The sequence below is a fragment of the Pseudomonas sp. GL-R-19 genome, assembly GCF_019956375.1.
GTDB lineage: Bacteria > Pseudomonadota > Gammaproteobacteria > Pseudomonadales > Pseudomonadaceae > Aquipseudomonas.
Genome location: NZ_JAHBDJ010000007.1, coordinates 63,374 through 83,906 on the forward strand (window position 1 = coordinate 63,374; position 20,533 = coordinate 83,906).

The following is a 20,533-nucleotide window of genomic DNA, read 5'->3' on the forward strand; positions in this document are numbered from 1 at the left end:
CTGAACAATCATTTGCATTCGTTCTGACCACCAATTGCATCGGATTTGACCAGCTTGCTTCGTGGCCATGACCGGCAGAGAACGGCCATTAGCGGTCATTGGTGGGCGCACAATTACATTTCCTGAAAATTCAATGCGCTCAAGGTGCCCTCTGTAAAGCTCTGCCCAATTGTCCAAATCTCCGCCAGAGACTGCGCACGCAGCCTACCTCGCGGACTTCCAGGAGGGCGATACATGCGCTTTGAGATGGTCTGCGTCCCCAGGGGATTCAGTTGGACTCACATTCTCGGATCAGTTTCTTGTTGATCTTTCCAACGCTGGTTTTTGGAATATCTGCAACGAACTTGAACTGTCTGGGAATCGCCCATTTGTTGATACGGCCGGACGCTACAAACTGCTGTAAATGCGCTTCGAGCTGCGCTTGATCGAGGTGTTTGCCAGGTACGCAGACCACCAAAGCCATGGGCCGCTCGCCCCATTGCTCATCGGCGATGCCGACTACAGCAACAGCACTGACCGACGTGTGCTCGCTGATGAGGCTTTCCAGCTCCAGAGAACTGATCCATTCCCCGCCCGTTTTGATCACATCCTTGATTCGATCCTTGATTTCCACCACGCCTCGGGGATTGATCGAGGCCATGTCACCGGTGTGCAGCCATCCATTTCGCCACAGCTCTGCGCCCATTTCCTGATCCTTGAAATAACCTTGGGTCAACCATGGCGTGCGCACCACGATTTCGCCCAGCGATTCACCATCATGAGGAACGGCCTTGCCCCCCGCATCGATGATTTTCAGATCGACCATCGGTATTGGCGTCCCCGTCTTGATGCGACTGGAAAGCTGGGTTTGCGCCGGTTGCTCAAGATCCTGGGCATGCAGGTAGGTGGTGCAGAGCAATGGGCAGGTTTCGGACATCCCATACGCGCTGTGCACGCGAATGCCACGGCTGGTCGCCTGCTGTGCGACTCCCATGGTCATGGAGCTTCCACCCAGCAGCATTTTCCAGCCAGCGAAGTCGGTCTGAGTTGCCTCTTCGCATCCAAGGATCATTTGCAAAATCGTCGGTACACAGTGAGAAAACGTGACCTTCTCTTCACGGAAGAGTCTTGCCAGGCGATTGGGTTCGTAGCGACCGGGGTAAACCTGTTTGACCCCCATTAGAGTGGCAACATAAGGCACGCCCCAGGCATGAACATGGAACATGGGGGTAATGGGCATGTAGACGTCATCGGAACGCAGTAGTGGCTGGCCTTGAAAGGCACTCAAAGTGCCGACGGCATTCAAGGTGTGCAGCACCAATTGGCGGTGCGAGAAATACACCCCTTTGGGATTGCCGGTGGTGCCTGTCGTGTAAAAAAGCGTCGCCACCGAGTTTTCATCAAAATCAGGAAAGTCGTAATCTTCATTGGCCGTGGCCAGCAATCGCTCATACTCCCCCAGCACCGGCAAGTCGGTAGCGGTTGCATCGTCGTCAGTCAGTTGAATGTAACCTTTGACAGTCGATAACCCCTCCTGAATCTGCTCGATCAGGGGCAGAAAATCGTCATGGACCAGCACCAGATCGTCTTCGGCGTGATTCATGGTGTAGCGCACCTGGTCTGCGGAAAGGCGAATATTCACAGTGTGCAAAACCGCGCCAATCATCGGGACAGCAAAAAAACACTCCAGATAACGATGACTGTCCCAGTCGAGCAGCGCTACGGTATCGCCTGCCTTGACGCCCACCGCCGTCAAGGCGTTGGCCAAACGCTGTATCCGCTCATTAAGTGTCCGATAGCTGTAACGCAATTTGTCGGCATAGACAATCTCTTGCTCTGGCTCGTACCGGGCTCCTGACAGCAGCAAGCGCTTGATCAATAGTGGGTAGGCATAAGCGTCTGGCGCTGGCTTGATTATTTTTGTTTTCAGCATGGTGTTACTTCTCACTCCTGTCTTTCAGGCATTGGCCCAGCTTCCTCCCGCCGATAAACAGCCAGTACGGAAACTGCATACACTTCGAACCGTGGTGAGGCACAGTAGGTTTTGCCTGATCGATACGCTGTGCATTTCGTGTCAGGGGCTAGCCTTTTGATGACAGAAATCAACGAGTGCTTCCTCCCGAATCGAGACAGGACAGGTTTGTAAAGTCACTTGGATGGAATACTGCCAAGATGGTTTTCATTTCGTACCCAACCCTCTATAAAGGGTTCGATGCTGCATACTCGCTTGCCATTCACGACAACAACTAATGCCCATGCATTGCGCAGTAGAGGCAAGTGAAAAAAACAATAATGAGGCAACTTTAATGGCCCTGATGGCTCGTACCGCTGCCCTGACGAATTACCTGGAACTGTGCGCGCAGTTGGGTGTTAACCCCCAGCAGTTGCTCTCTGAGTTCGGACTCAGCACGCCGATGTTGAAGAGCCCGGAACTACGTATCCCCATGACAGTGGTGGCAATGCTCCTAGAGGCGACCGCAAAAGCCAGTGGTTGCGAAACATTCGGCTTGCGCATGGCCGAGTCACGACAGCTTTCCAACTTTGGTGCAATCAGCCTGCTGCTTACCCACCAGCCAACCTTGCGGGATGCCTTGAACACCATTGGGCAGTATCGACACCTGCTGAACGAATCCCTGGCAATGGATATCACTGAGACGGACAAGATAGTGATCATTCGCGAGGAAATCATAATCGACCCGTCTACGCCAAAGCGGCAGAGCATCGAGTTGGCTATTGGCGTGCTGCATCGGCTATGTGGCGCACTTCTAGGAAAGAGCTGGCGCCCGCTGAGCGTCAGTTTCACTCACGCCGCGCCGAAAGATTTGAATGTTCACCGTCGAGTTTTCGGCTGCAATGTTGAATTCAACGAACAGTTCAATGGCATTGTCTGTCTTGTGTCGGATCTGAATGCCACCAATCCAACCGCAGACCCGGTGATGGCGAGTTACGCCCGAAGTTTTTTTGAAGCGCAGCCTGGCGCAAACAAGGGTTCGACACTTAACGAAGTGCGTCAGGCCATTTACCTGTTGCTGCCCATGGATCGCGCCACGATCAGGCAGGTAGCCCAATCCCTCGGCATGAACGTGCGCACCTTACAACGAAGGCTGGAAGAAAGCGGCGTCAGCTTTTCCGAACTGCATGAACAGGTACGGCAAGACCTGTTGCTGCGTTATATGGAGAATCCACGCTACTCTTTGGGCCAGGTCGCAGGGCTGCTGGGCTACTCATCGCCCAGCTCGTTCACCCGCTGGTTTACGGCCCAGTTCGGCATGGCGCCGGCGACTTGGCGGCGCCAGCACCTAAACAACGACGAGTAATGGAAGTCACTGCTGACCCAGGGATCAGCAGTTCGGGCTCCGACCTTCAGACAGTCAGTTCGCTGCGATCCCGGAAGTATTCCAAGGCCTCGGGATTGGCCAGTGCTTCGACGTTCTTCACCGACTCACCATGCACGACGTTACGGACCGCCAGCTCGACAATCTTGCCGCTCTTGGTGCGAGGAATATCCACGACCTGGAGGACCTTGGCGGGAACATGGCGTGGCGTAGTGTTATTGCGGACCTGCAGTTTGACCCGCGCGACCAGGTCATCGTCGAGTTGCTCGCCGTCACGCAGTTTCACGAACAGTACAACGCGGGTATCGCCTGCCCATTCTTGCCCGATCACCAAGGACTCAACAATCTCCGGCAACAGTTCAACCTGGCGGTAAATCTCCGCGGTGCCGATGCGCACGCCTCCGGGATTCAAAGTGGCGTCGGAGCGCCCAAAGATAGCGAAACCGCCACGACTATTGATCTCGGCAAAATCGCCATGGCACCAGATGTTCGGAAAACGGTCGAAATAGGCCGCGTGGTAGCGCGAGCCGTCAGTGTCATTCCAGAACCCGACAGGCATGCAAGGGAACGGCCGTGTGCACACCAGCTCGCCTTTGATTTCGCGGACAGACTCACCTTGCTCATCGTATACAGCCACCGCCATGCCTAAGCCCGCACGCTGGATTTCACCGCGAAAGACAGGCTGTATCGGTACGCCTAAGACGAAGCCTGAAAGGATGTCGGTTCCGCCGGCGACCGAAGCCAGGTGTAGATCGCTCTTGATCTCGCGATAGACGTAATCGAACCCCTCTGGAGCCAGCGGGCTGCCGGTCGACAGAAAAGCCCGCAAGGCCGTCAACGAGTGGCTGTGGCGTGGCGAAAGCGCCTGCTTGAGCAACGCATCGATAAACTTGGCCGACGTGCCGAAATGAGTCATGCCTTCGTCGTCGGCGTAATCGAAAAGAAGGCTACCAGGACGGCCGTCGCGACCAGCCAAAAAAGGTGATCCGTCGTAGAGCAGCACCGTCGCCCCGGATGCCAGGCCGGACACCAGCCAGTTCCACATCATCCAGCTGCAAGTGCTGAAGTAGAACAAGCGATCATCGAGATGCACATCAGTGTGTAGTTGGTGTTCCTTGAGGTGTTGCAGCAACGAGCCGCCGTGACCATGAACGATGCATTTGGGGACACCGGTCGTTCCGGAGGAAAACAGGATGAACAACGGATGATCGAAAGGCACTTGAGCGAACGCGATCTCGGCAGCGGCGTAGGGCTCGATAAAGTCGGCGAAACGGACACCGCGGACAATGTTGGCGACATCCGGTACGTCCTCCACATACGGCACGACTACGGTACTCAGGAGGCTCGGCAGTCGAGCCGCTACTTCGGCATTTTTCGCCAGACAATCGACGCGTTTGCCGTTGTACCAATAGCCGTCTACGCACAACAGCAGTTTGGGCTCGATTTGCCCGAAACGGTCGAGTACTCCCTGCACTCCGAAGTCTGGTGAAGCCGAGGACCAGACCGCCCCCAGCGAGGCGGTGGCTAACATGGCAACCAGGGTTTCGGGCATGTTCGGCATGACGGCAGCAACACGATCGCCCTTGCCGATTCCCAATGCTTCCAGGCCCTGGCGAAAGCGAGAAACCTGGGTATAGAGTTCGCCTCGGGACAACCGGCGTCGGACCTTGTCTTCACCCCAGAATACCAATGCATCGCCGTCGTCGCGGCGAGCCAGCAGCGATTGTGCATAGTTCAATTGCGCATTCGGGAACCAGCGTGCTCCGGGCATCTGCCCACTGTTTTCCAGCACTACATCACCCAGTTCGCCGACTCCGCCACAGAACTCCCAGACCAGTGGCCAAAACTGCTCAATCTCCTCGACAGACCAACGCCATAGCGCGTCGTAGTCGGTGAAATTACGCCCGGTACGCGATTGCACAAATTGCATGAAAGCCATCAGGCGCGTGTTGGCGATGCGCTCGGCGCTGGGCTGAAAAATGGGTTTCTCGTTCATATCAGTCTCTCTCGGTACAGGCAGACGGCCAGAGCGAAGCGGCCGAAATTTAAAGGTGTTCAGGTGAAGGCCCGGGGGCAGCAACGTTTACGGTTGAACTTCAAGGGGCCGCGCCCACCGCTGGCGCGGAGCCAGGTGATTTCAACTTTCCGATATCACGGTGGTAGTGACGCTTGCCATACCAAAACACCAGGGCAGATGCGACGGCCATCAGCGGGATGATCTGGAAGGCGTGGTCCAGGCTGACCGCATCGGCCAGCATGCCGGTGACCAGTGGGCCAGGCGCCAGACCCAAAATATTGTTAGCCAACGCCAGCACCGCGAATGCTGTGGCGTGCACCGAAGGATGGGTCAGATTAGCCACCATGGCACCGGCCGGCCCGCAGGTGCCACTGGCGACCAGCATCCCCATGCTGATCAAGGTGAGTTGCAAGGCGCCTGGCGGCAAATGGAAAGCCACTGCCAGTAACAAACCGCTGATCAGGCAGTAGGCAATGGCCAGGGTGATTTTGCGGTCTGGTGCTTTGCGGCACAGGCGATCACTCAACATGCCACACAGGATCATGCCGCCACCGCCGATCAGGACGATCAACGCCGAAAGCATGCCGGCCTTGTCGGTGTTCATGTGGTAGTAGCGATTCAAATAGCTCGGAAACCAGGCGAGTACCGAACCAACGACAAACAGCTGGAGGCCATTGCCAATGTAGGCGCAGATCACCGAGCGACTGGCAAACAGTGTGGCCAGTGGGCGTTTAATAGTCTCTGCTGCGGCCTGGCCCTGCGAACTGCATGGGCGTTGCGCGGTAATGCGTCGCTCACGCACAACAATCAGGTAAACCACCGCCAGGCACATTCCGAACAGTGCCATGCTGGTGAACGCAACGCGCCAACCCAGGTGTGCGGCGATAACCCCGCCCAACGCCATGCCCAGCACCGAGCCGAACATGCTGCCGGCCATGAACGCACCCGACAGGGAAGCGCGCATATGTTTGGGGAAAACGGATAACACCACGGCAATACCGACACTGCCATAGGCCGCCTCACCGGCGCCGACCAGAAAGCGCGCGACAAACATCTGATTGAAGTTTTCCGCGATTGCGCACCCCAGTGTCGCCAGGCTCCAGAACATGGCCATCAGCACCAGGCTTTTGACGCGTCCCCAACGGTCTGCAAGCAACGACAATGGAATGGTCAGTAAACCGACCATGACCGAGACGATACTGCTGAGCATCCCCAACTGCGCGTCACTCAGAGCCCATTCGGCCTTCAGTAGCGGGAAAACCGCGTTGAGCACCTGGCGTGACATGTAATCGGAAATCAGCAGGCCAAAGGTCAGTGCGAACACAACCCAGGCAAACCTACGGGGAACGCTGACGGCGACGTCCGCGCAATCACCGACGGTGGCGTGATGGAAAGCCATGGCAGTTCCTTGAGTCGATGTGTCTTGTTGTTATTAGGTTCAGCGGCAGGGAACGTTCAACGCCCCCTGCCTTGGCCAGTCTGGCTGGCAATCGATAGCACAGGTCTTGGGTGAAGGTAGATCCGTTAGTGACGCGGCTTGCGATTCGGTGCGAAACCATTCGCGGCCAGCGTTTCGTCCGCGTCCTTGTAGAACGTACCGATCTTGTAGATTTTGCGGGCCTCTTTGCCATTGGCAACCGGTCGTGCGCATTCATTGGCGATGCGCACCAGTTGCTCAATTTGCTCCACGCTGCTCATTTTGCGCGAACGATCAGGTGTCCAGATCGTATCTTCGATACCACAGCGCACATGCAGACCCATTGCAATGGCCATCATGTTGAGCGGCAGCACGTTGTTCATCTGGCCCTCGAATGTCAGCACTGCGCCATCCGGTACTGCCCGCATGAAGTTGGTCATGTTGTAGGGCGTCATCGAGTCTGCGCCACCACCGATGGGAATCCAGGTCAGAATCAAAGGCACGTTGCAGACACCACGGCGCATCATGCGTTCGACGGTTTCCAGCGAGTTGATGTTACCCATCTGGAACTGTACCTGGATGCCGTTCGCGCTCAGGCGTTTGACGTGCTCTTCCACCCACCCGGGGCCGGCCGGTATGGTCATTTCGCGGTAGGCGATCTGTTTCACCGGATCAGCGAACGAGGTGCCGGCAAGATCGGCCTCGGACAACGCCTCGATGATGTTGAACTGGTTCGAATTGATGGCCAGGGTTACCTGATCCGGCTTCGGTGTCAGCTCGGCCAACATGTGGCGTGTGTCGTCGGATAGCCATTTGGCGACCTCGCCTTCCGACTCCGGCGCAAATGAAATCGAGCCGCCCACCTGAATGATCATATCCGGTACGGCCTCACGTACTCCGGCGATCAGCTCGTTGAACTTGGACAAGCGTTTTGAGCCTTTGCCGTCAAGTTCGCGCACATGCAGGTGCAGCACTGTGGCACCGGCCTCATAGCAGTCGACAGCCTTCTGTACTTGTTCGTCTATGGTGACCGGAATGTCTTCCGGGAAGTCACCGACCTCGAACTGAGGGCCATAGGGAGCAACAGTGATGACCAGTTTTTCCTGATTTTCGGGGTATAGCGAACCGTCAATGAAATTCATCGGTATCTCCGAGGACGAATTGTTTTATTAAGAGTTTTTTCAGTCGACAGAAGGAAAATCTAATAGGGCTTACTGCCTATGATTACGGTGCGATCCATCTTTCGATGGCACGCTGGATAATCCATTACGGCATAGTGCTGCGTTGCGCTGTTGTCCCAGATTGCGACACTGTTGGGTTCCCAGCGCCAACGCACCTGATATTCCGGGATATAGGCCTGACTGATCAGATAGCGCAGCAATTCTCCACCACCGGGGTTCGCGTCCTGCCCATAGCGGACATGTTCGCTGGTGTGGAAATTGGTGAAGTGCGTGGTAAAGACATTCACGTACAACACCTTCTCGCCGGTTTCCGGATGCGTTCGCACAACTGGATGCTCCGCATCCGGGTATTGGGCTTTGAGTGCCAGGCGTTTTTCCATCGGCATCGTTGCACCAAAAGTGGCCTCGATACTGTGGCGAGCCCTTAAGTTGGCAATCTTTTCCTTGATGTAGGCAGGTAGATTTTCATAAGCCAGCGCCATGTTTGCCCACATCGTATCTCCCCCAACCGGAGGGCATTCAACACATCTCAACACTGCACCCAATGGTGGGGCTTCCCGCCAGGTGGAATCGGAATGCCATGCATTTTCGTAACGGCCGGGTCCTTGATCCGGTGTCTTGTAGATACGGACCAGGCCAGGATGCTCCGGATCACTGCCCACGGCCGGGTGATCTTCCAGATCGCCGAACCGTCGCGCAAATGCAACGTGTTCCGCGCTGTTGATGTTCTGATCCCGTAGAAACAGAACACGATACTTGAGCATTGCTGCGCGGATTTCGGCGAACAGATCGTTATCGTGAATTGCATCCACTAGCTTAACGCCCACCAGTTCGGCGCCCAACGCACAGGTTTGTTGTTTTATGTGCATAACGCAAAGTTTCCTAAGTCACTTTTATTATTCGGCGATGAATGCTCCGTCGCGCCGCCAGAGTTCGAACGATTGCGTCCTTGTGCGGTAACGAAGAAGAAAACAGCTTTCGTTTCAATTACGCGTGCATGACCTAAGTGCGAGGGCTTCAGTTCGCACGCCGGCTCCACTACGACGTCACGGAACCAGCACAGTCGCCCCGATCGTCTTTCGCGACTCCAGCATGCGATGCGCTTCGGCGGCCTCTGCGAGCGCGAAGACCTGTTTCGGCTCGCTCGAAATCTTCCCGGCAAGCACCAGATCGAACAGTTCCTTGGCCATGGAGAGCATGTGCGAACGAGGCTTGATGTAATGCACCATCGCCGGACGCGTGAACCATATTGACCCCTTCAGGGCAAGCGTCAGCGCATCGATATTGACGGGGCCGGAACTCGTCCCATTGCTGACGAGGGTGCCACGCACTTGCAGGCTGTCCAGGGACGCCTGCAGGGTGTCCTTGCCAACAGAGTCATAGACGACCGGTACACCCTGTCCGTCGGTCAGTTCGCGCACACGCTCTGCGATGTTCTCGCGAGAGGTGACGATCGTATGTGTGCAACCGTTAGCCTTGGCGATTTCAGCCTTTTCGTCACTGCTGACAGTGCCGATCATCGTTACCCCAAGCGCCCGCGCCCATTGGCAAGCGATCAGGCCGACCCCGCCGGCAGCAGCGTGGTACAGAATCGTCTCGCCACCCTTTAATGGATAAACCTGACGGAAAAGGTATTGAGCTGTGAGGCCCTTCATGATGAGCGTCGACGCTGTGCGATCCGAGATCCCGTCAGGCAGCGGAATCAGCACCTCGGCGGGTATCACACGCACGTCGGAATAGGCGCCTTGCGGCCCCATCAAATAACCGACCCGATCTCCGACTTTGATATCGGTCACGCCAGGCCCCACAGCCTCGACGACACCGACAGCGTCCGTACCCAGGCCGCCCGGCAGTTGTGCAGGGTAATAGCCGGTGCGGTGGTAGATGTCGATGAAATTGACGGCGATGTAGCTATGTCGAACGCGAGCCTGCCCCGGCCCCGGTTCACCAACCTCGACGTCTTCATAACGAAGCACTTCGGGTCCACCGGTTTCGTAAAAGCGAACAGCTTTGGCCATCTCGTTTCTCCAGTCTGAATTTTCTTGTCGGGCTACGGCCCTTTGGACTGGAATATACGAATATTCGAACCGGGGTTATGTACATCTCACGACGGAAGCTATCCAGTTCATGACAATCCGTTTCGCAAAACCAAGGAAGATGTTGGCTCGCCGAGACTGATTGAGGGCAATATCGAAGAGGCAATGAATGGCTGCTTCACGCCCTGAGGAAGTCAGTCAACCTAAATCGAGGTTCTTCAGGAGCGGTGAACCACGCTTCCTCAAGGCATTCAAATAGGTGGTTTCATCGTAGAGCGTCCTGGTCTGCCAGCACCGATACAGAATCCGAATCCACTTAAACGCGAGTGTGCACCATGTCTGGCCTTGCGGGGCTGGGCAGATGACTTGGCCGGACGGATACCGTGCGACGATCCTCCAGTGCGCCCGATGCGCCAACCGCAAACAGCCCGGTTTAGCGTTACCCTTCGACGGTCATGCGCATGGCCAGGCCCGCGAGGACCGTCCCCATCAGCCAGCGCTGCACGGTCTGCCACACGGGCTTGCGTGCGAGGAATGTCGCAATGGAGCCCGCCATGACGGCAATCAGGGCGTTGACGCTTACGCTGATGACGATCTGCGTAGAGCCAAGCACGATGGATTGCGCCAGCACGCTGCCGTGGCCGGCGGGGTCGATGAACTGGGGCAGCAGCGACAAATACATGACCGCGACTTTGGGATTCAGCAGGTTGGTGACAAACCCCATCATAAACAGCTTGCGCGGGTTGTCCTTGGGCAGGTCGCGCACCTGGAACGGAGAGCGGCCGCCGGGCTTGACCGCTTGCCAGGCCAGGTAGAGCAGATAGAGCGCGCCGCCGAGTCGCAGGGCGTCATACGCATAGGGAACCGCCAGGACCAGGGCTGTGATGCCCAATGCGGCGCACAACATATAAACGACGAAACCCAACGCCACGCCACCCAGGGAAATCAGTCCGGCCATTCGTCCCTGGCAGATCGAACGCGAGATGAGATAGATCATGTTCGGGCCGGGAGTCAGCACCATGCCGAGTGAAATCAGGCCGTAGGCAAGCAGGTTGGACAGTTCGGGCATGGCGTAACTCCTGAAGGAAGAGATAACGAATTGAAGCTGCGCTAAATCCGTATAGAACGGCTTTCGCGATCTCTGAGGTATGGACCTGGATGGTGCGGACGATAGTAGGGCGGCCAAAGGGAGAACGTTAGATACAGATTGACTGACAAAACGTCATACAGCGGTCGCAGCACTTGATGTCGGTGGCTCGCGCCAACCGGGCGATGGCCGCGCCGTGCGCGGCCGTGGTCCGGTTCATGCTGGACAATCGGTTTTGCGCGTTGGCGATGGCGAGCTCACTGGCAGGGTACCAGCGGCCGTCTGGCGACCCACCTTGAACCATGCAGCGTACAACGCCGGGACGAAGAAAATCGTCAGCAGCGTCGCCACGGTAAGGCCGCCCATGATCGCAATTGCCATCGGCCCCCAGAACACACTGCGCGTTAGCGGGATCATGGCGAGCACAGTGGCCAGCGCCGTCAGCATCACCGGACGGGCCCGGTGAATGGCGGCATCCAGCACAGCATTCCACGGGTCACGCCCCTCGGCGATTTCGATTTGAACCTGATCGATCAGGATCACCGCGTTGCGCATGATCATGCCACCCAGTGCGATGATGCCCAGGATCGCGACGAAGCCCAGCGGCGACTGGAACACCAAGAGCGCCGGCACCACACCGATCAGGCCCAGCGGTGCGGTCAGCATCACCATCCACATGCGGGAGAAGTTCTGCAGTTGCAGCATGAGTAACAGCAGGATGGTGATCAGCATCAACGGGGCCACCGCGAGTAGCGCCTTGTTCGCCTTGTCACTTTCCTCCACCGCGCCGCCCACGTCGATGCGGTAACCGGTCGGCAGCCTGGCTTCGATATCCTTGAGCAACGGCTGGATTTCCTGCGTCACCGATACACCCTGCTCGCCATCCTTCACGTCGGCACGCACCGTGATCGCCATGTCGCGGTTACGGCGCCACAGCACTGGCTCTTCCAGTTCAGAACGCACCTGTGCGACTTGCGACAGTGGCACCACCGTGCCCTGGCGCGTGTAGAGGTTGATGTCTTTCAGTGTGTCGAGGTTCAAACGTTCCTCTGGCACGGCACGGGCTACGATGTCGATCAGATCCTCGCGCTCACGCAGCTGCGACAGGGTTGCGCCGTTCATCACGGTCTGGGTCGCCAACGACACGTCGGCCGGTGTAAGGCCAAGCGCGCTGGACTTGTCCTGATCGAGCTCCACTTTCAGCGTACGCACCGGGTCGTTCCAGTCGAGCTGGAGATCGCGCACCTTTTGGTTGGACGCAACCACCTTCTCCACGTCGCGGGCGATCTTGCGCACCATCTGGGTATCGGGGCCTACGACGCGGAACTGCACCGGGTAGCCGACAGGCGGCCCCAACTCGAGCCGGGTCACGCGCACCCACGCCTGTGGGAATTGTTGGTCAGCCGAGGCCACCAGCCGCGCACGTACTCGCTCGCGTGCATCCAGATCCTTGGTCATCACGACGAACTGGGCAAAGCCCGGATTCGGCAGCTCGGGGTTGAGCGAGAGATAGAAGCGCGGTGCGCCGGCGCCGGTGTAGGCGGTATAAAAACGCACGTCCTCGTCCTTCGCGAGGATCTCCTCCATGTGCTTGACTTGCTCGGTCGTCGCGGCGAACGAGGAGCCTTCCTTGACACGCAGGTCAATGACCAGCTCAGGACGCGAACTGTTGGGGAAGAATTGCTGTGGCACTAGCTTGATACAGGCCAGAGCAAGTACCAGAGCGCCAACCGTCGCACCGATGACCACCCAGCGGCGCTCGATGGCGGCGTCGATCAGGCGGCGCAGGCTACGGTAGAACTTGGTATCGTGCAGATCACCGTGCTGGTGCTTGCCCAAGTCGTTGGGCAGCATCTTGACCGCCAGGTACGGCGTGAAGATGCCGGAGCAGATCCACGAGAACAGCACCGCGGCACCGACGATCCAGAAAATGCCGCCCGCGTACTCGCCGGTGGTGGACTTCGAGAGGCCGATCGGCAGGAAGCCCACGACGGTGATGAGTGCACCGGTCAGGCGCGGCATGGCGGTGGACTGATAGGAGAAGGCGGCTGCCTTCACGCGATCCATGCCGGTCTCCATCTTCGCCACCATCATCTCGATGGCGATGATGGCGTCATCCACCAGCAGTCCCAGCGCAATAATCAGTGAGCCGAGCGAGATGCGCTCGAGGTTCCAGCCCATTGCCAACATCACCAGCGCCACGCCGCCCAGTACCAGCGGCACCGTGGCCGCGACCACGAGGCCTGCGCGCCAGCCCAGGCTGGCCAGGCTCACCGCAATCACGATGATCAGCGCCTCGATCAGCGCGTGTGCGAAGTCGTGGATAGCATCCTTTACCGTGGTGGGTTGGTCGGCCACGAGCTCCAGCTCCACGCCGTGCGCAAGTTCTGACTGGATCTTGGCGACGGCCGTGTCCATCGCCTTGCCAAGGTCCACGATGTTGCCGTCGCTGGTCATTGTGATGCCGAGCATCAGCACTGGCTGGCCGTTGTGGCGGACCGTGTAGGTCGGCGGATCTTCGAAGCCACGGGTAACGGTCGCGATGTCGCCGAGCTTGATCAGCCGGCCGCCCGCGGCGATTGGCACATTGCGGATAGCCTCTTCGCTGGCGAATTGGCCGCTCACGCGCACCATGACGCGATCACCGTGGGTGTCGATCTGGCCTGCGGGCAGCATCGTGTTCTGGCTCTTGAGGCTTTCGGCGATGGCCAGCGGTGTAATGCCCAGCGCTGCCAGGCGCTCGTGCGAGAACTCGACGTAGACACGCTTGGCCTGCTTGCCGATGACATCGATCTTCTTGACCATCGGCACCTTCAGCATCTGGCGCTTGATGTCCTCGGCCACGTCCGACAGGTCAGCGTGGCCAACGCCGTCGCCCTTGACTGCGTACATCAGGCCGTACACGTCGCCGTACTCGTCGTTCAGGATCGGGCCGATCACGCCGTCAGGCATCTCCAGGCTCAGGTCGTTGAGTTTCTTGCGCGCCTGGTACCAGGCCTCGCGCTGGTCAGCCTTGGAGGTGCCGCCGCGCACGGTAAGCGTCATGCCCGCGTAGCCCTGCCGCGCGTAGGTGACCACCTTTTCGAAGTTGTCGATTTGCTCGAATTTCTTCTCCATACGATTGAGGACCTGGTCCTGCAATTGCTGGGCGGTGGCGCCCGGCCAGATGACCATGGCGGTCATGGAAGGCACCGAAAAGTTCGGATCTTCGAGCTGACCGAGCCTGGTGAAACTGAAGGCGCCGGCCGCCGCGACAATGAGGAGCATGAACAGGACGATGGCGCGATGGCGCAGCGCCCAGTCGGTGAGGTTGAAATTGTTCATCGGGTGGCCTGCTGCGTAGTGTTCGTGTCAGCGATCGCCGCACCGGGGAGCGCGACCTTCAGTCCGGACGTCATTTTCTGGATCCCGGCGGTAACGACTAATGCGCCAGCCTGCGGCCCGGAGACGAGCACTTCGTCGTTGCGGTAGGCCCAAACTGCCACATGCTCCAGTTCGACGATGCCTAACGGATCCTTGCCCACAGGCGTGACTACCCAAAGCGCCGGCTGACCGCCGCTTTGGGTCAGTGCCGTCGCCGGCACCGCCGCCACCGAGACGCTTGTCATCACGCTCTTGGCCATTACCGTGGCGGTGGCGCCCAGCGGCAGCGCCTGCATTGGCTTGAGCCGCGCGCGATAGGTGCGCGTCTGCGCCGCAGCCTGCGGCGACAGCTCGCGCAGCGTGACATCGAAGGTCTCGTTCGGCGCACTGGCCAGCGAGGCCTTGAACTGCGCGTCCTTGAAGACGGACAACTGATCCTCGGGCACGTCGATGACGATCTCGGATTCATCCGGATTCGCAACCGAGACCACCGGTTGACCCTCCGCCACGACCTGGCCCGCCTCGAAGCGCACAGCCGTGACAACACCGCTACGGGAGGCGCGCAGCACGGTGTAGTTGAGCCGGTTGCGCGCGAGCTCGAGTTTTCGCGCCTCGGCCTCGGCAGTCGCATGAGCGGTCTGGGCATTGGTATGTGCACGCTCGTCGTCGGCCGCACTGACCGAGCCATCAGCCTTTAGTGCGGTAAGGCGTTGGTGGTCCGAGTCGGCCTGACGAGTCTGCTCGACGGCAACTGCCCACTGCTGTTGCGACGCTTGCTCAGCGAGGCGGTAGTCGCTGTCGTCCAGCACAGCCAGTACGTCGCCCTCGCGCACAAACTGACCTACATCGACCTTGCGCTGGGCTACCTTGCCGCCTACGCGGAAGGCTTGATCGACTTCATGCCGTGACTGCACGGTGCCCACGTAGCGATTGCTTTCGCGGGCATTGTCGTAGCTGATTTCAACGGTGCGTACCGGTCGTGGGGCCTGCACGGACGGCTGATCCGGGCTGCACGCGCAAAGCATGGCGGCGACGGCCAAAACGCCGGCCGTAGTAAGGGAATGTTTCAAGACGGTTCCTCTTTGGAAAACGACAGATTCTCAGGAAAGTGGTGGCCGGTCGGCTTCGGCGGATGCGGTTGGGTTGGAGGGTTGTTCGAACACCTGCCAGCCCCCGCCCAGTGCCTTGTAGAGCTGCACGCTGTCGAGCAGCAGTCGGGTGTTGCTTTCGTTAGAATTCAAGCGTGCCGCCAGGCGCGCCCGCTGCGAATCCAGCAGTGGCAACAGGTCGATCTGCCCGCGGTTATAGAGCGACTGGGCGCGGTTTTGCGCGGACTCTGCGGACGCGGCGGCCAATTGCAGCGACCCGGACCGGCGGCGTTCCTGCGCAAGCGTGACGAGGGCGTTTTCCACATCCTCGAGCGCCCGTACGATGCCGTCTTCGGCGCGCAGCAGCGCCTCTTGTTGAGCGCTTTCAGCCGCTTCGTTGATGGCTTGCGTGCGCCCGGCGTTGAAGAGCGGCATCGCCAGCAGGCCCGCGACGTTGGTGAAGCGCGCAGCGCCGAGATCGGCACCGTTCAGGTTGAGACCCTGGCGGCCGAAGGAAGCGCCGAGAAAGAGCTGCGGGAACCACTCAGCTTTCGCTTGCTGGCGACGAGCATTGGCGGCGTCGAGTTGTGCCATCAGCGCCAGTACGTCAGGTCGGCGTTGCAGCAACTCGGCGGGCTGGCCGGGCTTGGCCTCGGGCACATCGATCAAATCACCGCTTGAAGGCTGGATGTTTGTGGTGTTGAAAGACTGGTCTGCAGTCAGCACTGCGATACGGTGACGCGCCACCGCCACTTGGGTTTCCAGCGGCGGAATCTGCGCCCGCGCCGACAAGGCGTCGGTCTGCGCGCGTTCGACGTCGAAAGCGGATGCGAGCCCGACCTGTTGACGTGCGGTGACCAGACGCAGCGTCTCGTCCTGCATCGCCGAGATTGCGCGAAGCGTCGCGACCTGGCGCTGCGCACCGACCAGTGTGAAGTAGTTGCTGACCACGTCGCTCATCACCAGCAGGCGTACGCCGCGCATGCTGTGTTCCGCGGCCAGCGCATCGGCGTCAGCCGCCGCTGCGCCGGCGCGCAGACGGCCGCTCAGGTCGAGTTCCCACGAGACGTCCAGACCCACACTGGTGGTCTTGGTATCCGGATAGCCCTGTTTCGTGGCCAAGTTGTAGCCGCTGCGGCGGTCACTGCCGGAGACGGATGCGCCGACACTCGGGAGCAGCCAGGACTGGCTGACCGTTTCTCCGGCACGCGCGGCACGCAGGCGCTCGGCGGCAATCTTGACGTCGCGGTTCTCACGCGCAGCCCGGCGCACCAGATCCGTCAGCAACGGATCGTGGTAGACCTCCCACCACGCCGCCTCGGGTTCCATTTCGGAGGCCGTGCTGGCGGCGAAATTGCTTGGCAGGTCAACCGCTGGCTTGAAGACCGGTGTGGAGCAACCGGAAAGGGCGAGGGCGATCGAAGTGGCAAGGGCGGCCGCAATAACGAAGCCGGTCGTGCGCTCGGCCCGTTTCAAGGTTGTCCGGGCGGTGAGGAGGGGCAGTGGAAAGGAAACTGGAAGTCGCGGCATCGCATTGGACTCGTGTGGATTCGAGATGGCATCAGCGTAAGGCCCGATGTGCACGAAGTCGTCAGCGAAGCGTCGCCGTTCGGTCGCCATATCGAGCGCACATTCAGGTGGGAGACGTCACTCGCCGTCGGCATCTGCCGCGTGCTCGCTGGCCGCCGACCTGAGGTCCGAGTCGATCGACTCCAGCAACTCTTCGGCGCACGAAAACTCGCGCTGACGTCCGGTGACCAGGTTTTCGAGGCGGCCCACTAGGGCCCCCGAAGCGGCATCGCTACGCAGCTTGATGACGTATGTGCGGCGGCTCGGGTACTTGGTTTCAGAGTTAAGGATCATCACAGTCCAAGGGGGCAAGAAAGTTCGACGACAGCGTAAGCTGCCCCTTGGGTCGAGTCGTAAGCGAAAGGTCAGGCTTCGGTCGGGACAGCGCCGCTTCCACAGAAATTAATGTCGGTAAGTTAAGGATTTGAACAATGCGAACTTGTGGGAGCGAGCCTGCTCGCGATGACGGCGGTACATTCAGCATCAATATTGGCTGACCCGTCACCATCGCGAGCAGGCTCGCTCCCACAGGTCTGTGTCCTTAATTTTTCAATCAGACTTTGCAGCCTGAATCAGCGAGCGCGCACGTTTCACCAGCCCGGTTCCGTCAGTTTCAGGCAACTGGTCAACCAGCGTCGCCAATGCCTGGTGGTCCTCGGCCACGGCGTCGTGGTGCTCGCACAGCTCGACCAGCGCGAGCAGCTCCAGCCATGGTGCTTCCTGGGCGCGAGCCTCCTCAACCGCGCGCCGCACCGCAACGTTGCTGGCGTCGGGCCGACCCTGCGCTCGCGCGATCGCTGCTTCCAGCAGCAATAACTGTGGCAGGTACACGCGCTCGCCCAGTTCCTCGCCCACCTGAAGTGCTTCCTGCAATTGGACTTGCGCTGCGTCGTAATCACCTGCCAGCAGGAGTGCCTCGGCGGCGTAGCCGAGTACTTCGCTGGCACCGGAGCGCATACCGAGCCCGGTGTGTTCCTCGTAGGCCTCACGGATGTGGCGGTAGCCGTCGCGGGGTGCACCGTTGCGGGCGTCGGCCCAGCCGCGCCACCAGCGGCAAGCCGTGCGCCCCAGAGCGAGCGAATACTCATCCACCAGCGTCTGCATGTCGTCAGCCAGCGCTGCCACACGCACGTGGTTTCCCATCCGCACCTCGATCAACACCTCCTGCCAGGCAGCGACCAGCCACGTCATAGGTTGGCGCAGCGCTTGTGCACGGGCTCGCGCGTGCTGCATATGAGTTCGACCCTGCTCAATCAGGCCGGATCGCACCAGCTCGATGGCCAGCATGCCGTGCAGCATGACCTGTGGATCGGCCGCAAAGATCTCGTTCGTTCCGATGTCCAGCGGCTCGGCGATCGCGAGGGCGCGCTCCAGCCAACTGCGGGTTGTTTCAGTGCGTCCCTGAAGGTGATGCACCTCGCCCCGTACGATGCACGCCGCCAGCATGAGCTCTGGATCCTTCGAGTCGCAGGAGAGGGCCTCGGCACGCTCGGCCACTTCCAGCGCCACCGTATACTCGCCGCGCAAACCGAGCAGATAGCCGAACCCATGCAGCAGGCGAGCGCGCATGGGGTGCTCGGGAACATCCGCCAGCAGCGTGTACGCACGTTCGAAGGCGCTCCTGGCTTCGCTGCCGACACCGAACATGTGGAAAGCCGAAACCCCCTGCAACGTAGCCAGGGTTATTTCGAGTGCATTGCGCTCCGTCCCTTCGGATGCCTGCATGAGCAGGACCAGGGCGCGCTTGGTGAGGCCAATGCACAAGTCCGGGCTGAAGTGCAGCAGTGCTGCTTCTGCGGCCTCGGCGTAGTAGCGCAGTGCGATCATCGGCATCCGGGCGCGGTCGAAGTGCATCGCCAGCTCAGAGGCAGCAACCGGCACGCCGGTCGTGCGCTCGCGTTCGAGGGCAGCACCGACCTGACGATGGAGATGGGTGCGTAACGAACGTGGCGTGCGTTCATACAGCACCTGACGAAAGAGGGCATGCCGGAACGAGTACGGCAGTTCTACCTCTTCAACTTCGGGGGCTCGTGACTGTGTGAGCCATACCTGCTCCTGCCTCAGCGTCTCACAAGCGCTGGTTATCGAAGAGAGGTCGCGTTCGAGGGCCAGAGAAACCGTCTCAACCCGGAAATCGACCCCACACACGGCTGCTGCCGAGAGGAGTGTACGTCGCTCCGGGCCAAGCCTGGCGATGTAGTGATCAATGATGGCTGCGAGGTTTTCGGGAACCGCCAGATCCGCAAGCCGAGCCTCGATGGTGGCTTTGTCGCCCTTTGAGTCCATCACTTCACTGATGATCGACGAAACGAACAACGGCACACCATCGGTCCGTTCGTGCAGTGCGCGCACAAAGGCTTCATCGCCTGCCAGCGAGGCTGAACGCAGCGCAACATAGTCAGCGACCTCGGTTTCCGAGAACGGGTCGAGCACCACTTCCTCGCACAAACGCTGCAGACGCAGTTCATGGCGCAACGAGCTGAGCGGATGCTCGAGAGCCACAACTTCGGCAAGGCGAAAGCTCGACAACCACATAAGTCGCGCACGGCCACGTCGCCGCGCCACATAGTCGATAAGCTGAACCGTCGCCCGATCGCTCCAATGCAGGTCTTCGGTCACCAACATTAGCGGCCGCTGCTCTGTATAGCGGTCAAGCAGTTCGCCCATTTCCCGGAGCATGCGATCCGGGCCGACGCCGGCAAGCTCGCGCCGCAATGCGTCTCTCTCCTGCGTGGTGCTCAGCCACGGAAGTTGCAGCAACCAGGTCGGCGCCACTGCGCGCATCAGCGCCGGCAGGGTAGGGTCGCCGCGGCATAGATCGGCCAACGCTTCCAGCACCGGCAGATACGGCTCGCCGGTGCCGTAATGCTCCACGCAATGGCCGCGTGCGCAGGTGATGCCGCCAAGGCTGGCAAGGAAATTTTCGATTAACGTGGTCTTGCCAATCCCCGGTTCTCCAGCGAGCCAGACCACGGCTCGCTGACCGCCATCCGCCCGCTCCCATGCCCGTTGCAGTCTTGAGAGTTCGTCGGCGCGACCGATGAATGGCGGTGACGGATGCGCGCCGGCCGCCGGCACCGTCGCGGATGCAGGCGGCATCGAAGGTGCAGGGGAGGGCGCGGCGATGAAGCGATAGCCGCGCCTCGACACAGTCTCGATATAGCGGGGCTGCCTGGGGTCGTCGCCCAGCACCTTGCGCAGATCGCTGATGGCCGTCTTCAGCACCGAATCGCTGACGAACCGATGCCCCCACACGGCATCAAGCAAGGCATCCTTGGTCACCAGCGATCCCGGCTGGCGTGCAAGGACGCACAGCAGTGTGAAGGGAGTTGGTGCCAACGCCACAGCTTCTCCGTTGCGTGACAGGCAGGCGTTAGCCTCGTCGAGTTCGAACTCGACGAAGCGGAGCTGGACTGGGTTCGGCTGGGGCTGCGGACGTGCCACGTTGGATTCCTGAAGAC

General features: G+C 59.7%; 13 protein-coding genes. 1 reads left to right on the plus strand and 12 read right to left on the minus strand.

Translation table 11 applies throughout. From position 1 onward, the window contains the following. Nucleotides 1-268 precede the first annotated feature (268 nt). Nucleotides 269-1,912, minus strand: coding sequence for a fatty acid--CoA ligase (locus KGA83_RS04305; protein WP_223528639.1), 1,644 nt, complete (start codon nt 1,910-1,912; stop codon nt 269-271). Nucleotides 1,913-2,294: 382 nt separating this feature from the next. Here KGA83_RS04305 and KGA83_RS04310 point away from each other — a divergent pair, with 382 nt between their 5' ends. Then, entirely contained in the window at nt 2,295-3,296 is a 1,002-nt protein-coding gene (locus tag KGA83_RS04310; RefSeq protein ID WP_223528725.1) for an AraC family transcriptional regulator, read from the plus strand. Between the two features lie 46 nt (nt 3,297-3,342). On the opposite strand, the gene KGA83_RS04315 is transcribed toward KGA83_RS04310, so the two are convergent. From KGA83_RS04315 to KGA83_RS04370, 11 genes are all read right to left on the minus strand, one after another. Beyond that, nucleotides 3,343-5,310, minus strand: a complete 1,968-nt coding sequence (locus KGA83_RS04315; RefSeq protein ID WP_223528641.1) for an acetoacetate--CoA ligase — start codon at nt 5,308-5,310, stop codon at nt 3,343-3,345. Nucleotides 5,311-5,410: 100 nt separating this feature from the next. Next, on the minus strand, nt 5,411-6,730 hold the full coding sequence (locus KGA83_RS04320; protein ID WP_223528644.1) for an MFS transporter: 1,320 nt from the start codon (nt 6,728-6,730) through the stop codon (nt 5,411-5,413). A gap of 125 nt (nt 6,731-6,855) precedes the next feature. After that, nucleotides 6,856-7,890 (minus strand): 3-keto-5-aminohexanoate cleavage protein, encoded by a 1,035-nt coding sequence (locus KGA83_RS04325; protein ID WP_223528646.1) that lies wholly within the window; start codon nt 7,888-7,890, stop codon nt 6,856-6,858. Between the two features lie 59 nt (nt 7,891-7,949). Next, on the minus strand, nt 7,950-8,798 hold the full coding sequence (locus tag KGA83_RS04330) for a TauD/TfdA dioxygenase family protein (RefSeq protein ID WP_223528650.1): 849 nt from the start codon (nt 8,796-8,798) through the stop codon (nt 7,950-7,952). A 177-nt stretch (nt 8,799-8,975) separates the two neighbouring features. Further along, nucleotides 8,976-9,947, minus strand: a complete 972-nt coding sequence (locus tag KGA83_RS04335) for a quinone oxidoreductase family protein (protein ID WP_223528653.1) — start codon at nt 9,945-9,947, stop codon at nt 8,976-8,978. A 457-nt stretch (nt 9,948-10,404) separates the two neighbouring features. Beyond that, nucleotides 10,405-11,034, minus strand: a complete 630-nt coding sequence (locus tag KGA83_RS04345; protein WP_223528657.1) for a LysE family translocator — start codon at nt 11,032-11,034, stop codon at nt 10,405-10,407. Between the two features lie 234 nt (nt 11,035-11,268). Next, nucleotides 11,269-14,376, minus strand: a complete 3,108-nt coding sequence (locus tag KGA83_RS04350) for an efflux RND transporter permease subunit (RefSeq protein WP_223528660.1) — start codon at nt 14,374-14,376, stop codon at nt 11,269-11,271. Further along, on the minus strand, nt 14,373-15,485 hold the full coding sequence (locus KGA83_RS04355; RefSeq protein WP_223528662.1) for an efflux RND transporter periplasmic adaptor subunit: 1,113 nt from the start codon (nt 15,483-15,485) through the stop codon (nt 14,373-14,375). Before KGA83_RS04355 ends, KGA83_RS04350 begins: the two co-directional genes overlap by 4 nt. A gap of 30 nt (nt 15,486-15,515) precedes the next feature. Beyond that, nucleotides 15,516-17,033 carry an efflux transporter outer membrane subunit gene (locus tag KGA83_RS04360; RefSeq protein WP_223528728.1) on the minus strand — a complete coding sequence of 506 codons (1,518 nt, stop codon included), beginning with the start codon at nt 17,031-17,033 and terminating at the stop codon, nt 15,516-15,518. Between the two features lie 117 nt (nt 17,034-17,150). Then, nucleotides 17,151-17,366 carry a hypothetical protein gene (locus tag KGA83_RS04365; RefSeq protein ID WP_108219339.1) on the minus strand — a complete coding sequence of 72 codons (216 nt, stop codon included), beginning with the start codon at nt 17,364-17,366 and terminating at the stop codon, nt 17,151-17,153. Between the two features lie 255 nt (nt 17,367-17,621). Further along, nucleotides 17,622-20,516 carry an ATP-binding protein gene (locus KGA83_RS04370; RefSeq protein WP_223528665.1) on the minus strand — a complete coding sequence of 965 codons (2,895 nt, stop codon included), beginning with the start codon at nt 20,514-20,516 and terminating at the stop codon, nt 17,622-17,624. Between the last annotated feature and the right edge of the window lie 17 nt (nt 20,517-20,533).

Coding starts and splice junctions, on each gene's coding strand:
- KGA83_RS04325 (WP_223528646.1), bottom strand. CDS start 7,890: ATGAATTTCATTGACGGTTCGCTATACCCCGAAAATCAGGAAAAACTG.
- KGA83_RS04310 (WP_223528725.1), top strand. CDS start 2,295: ATGGCTCGTACCGCTGCCCTGACGAATTACCTGGAACTGTGCGCGCAG.
- KGA83_RS04335 (WP_223528653.1), bottom strand. CDS start 9,947: ATGGCCAAAGCTGTTCGCTTTTACGAAACCGGTGGACCCGAAGTGCTT.
- KGA83_RS04350 (WP_223528660.1), bottom strand. CDS start 14,376: ATGAACAATTTCAACCTCACCGACTGGGCGCTGCGCCATCGCGCCATC.
- KGA83_RS04330 (WP_223528650.1), bottom strand. CDS start 8,798: ATGCACATAAAACAACAAACCTGTGCGTTGGGCGCCGAACTGGTGGGC.
- KGA83_RS04315 (WP_223528641.1), bottom strand. CDS start 5,310: ATGAACGAGAAACCCATTTTTCAGCCCAGCGCCGAGCGCATCGCCAAC.
- KGA83_RS04365 (WP_108219339.1), bottom strand. CDS start 17,366: ATGATCCTTAACTCTGAAACCAAGTACCCGAGCCGCCGCACATACGTC.
- KGA83_RS04360 (WP_223528728.1), bottom strand. CDS start 17,033: ATGCCGCGACTTCCAGTTTCCTTTCCACTGCCCCTCCTCACCGCCCGG.
- KGA83_RS04305 (WP_223528639.1), bottom strand. CDS start 1,912: ATGCTGAAAACAAAAATAATCAAGCCAGCGCCAGACGCTTATGCCTAC.
- KGA83_RS04320 (WP_223528644.1), bottom strand. CDS start 6,730: ATGGCTTTCCATCACGCCACCGTCGGTGATTGCGCGGACGTCGCCGTC.
- KGA83_RS04345 (WP_223528657.1), bottom strand. CDS start 11,034: ATGCCCGAACTGTCCAACCTGCTTGCCTACGGCCTGATTTCACTCGGC.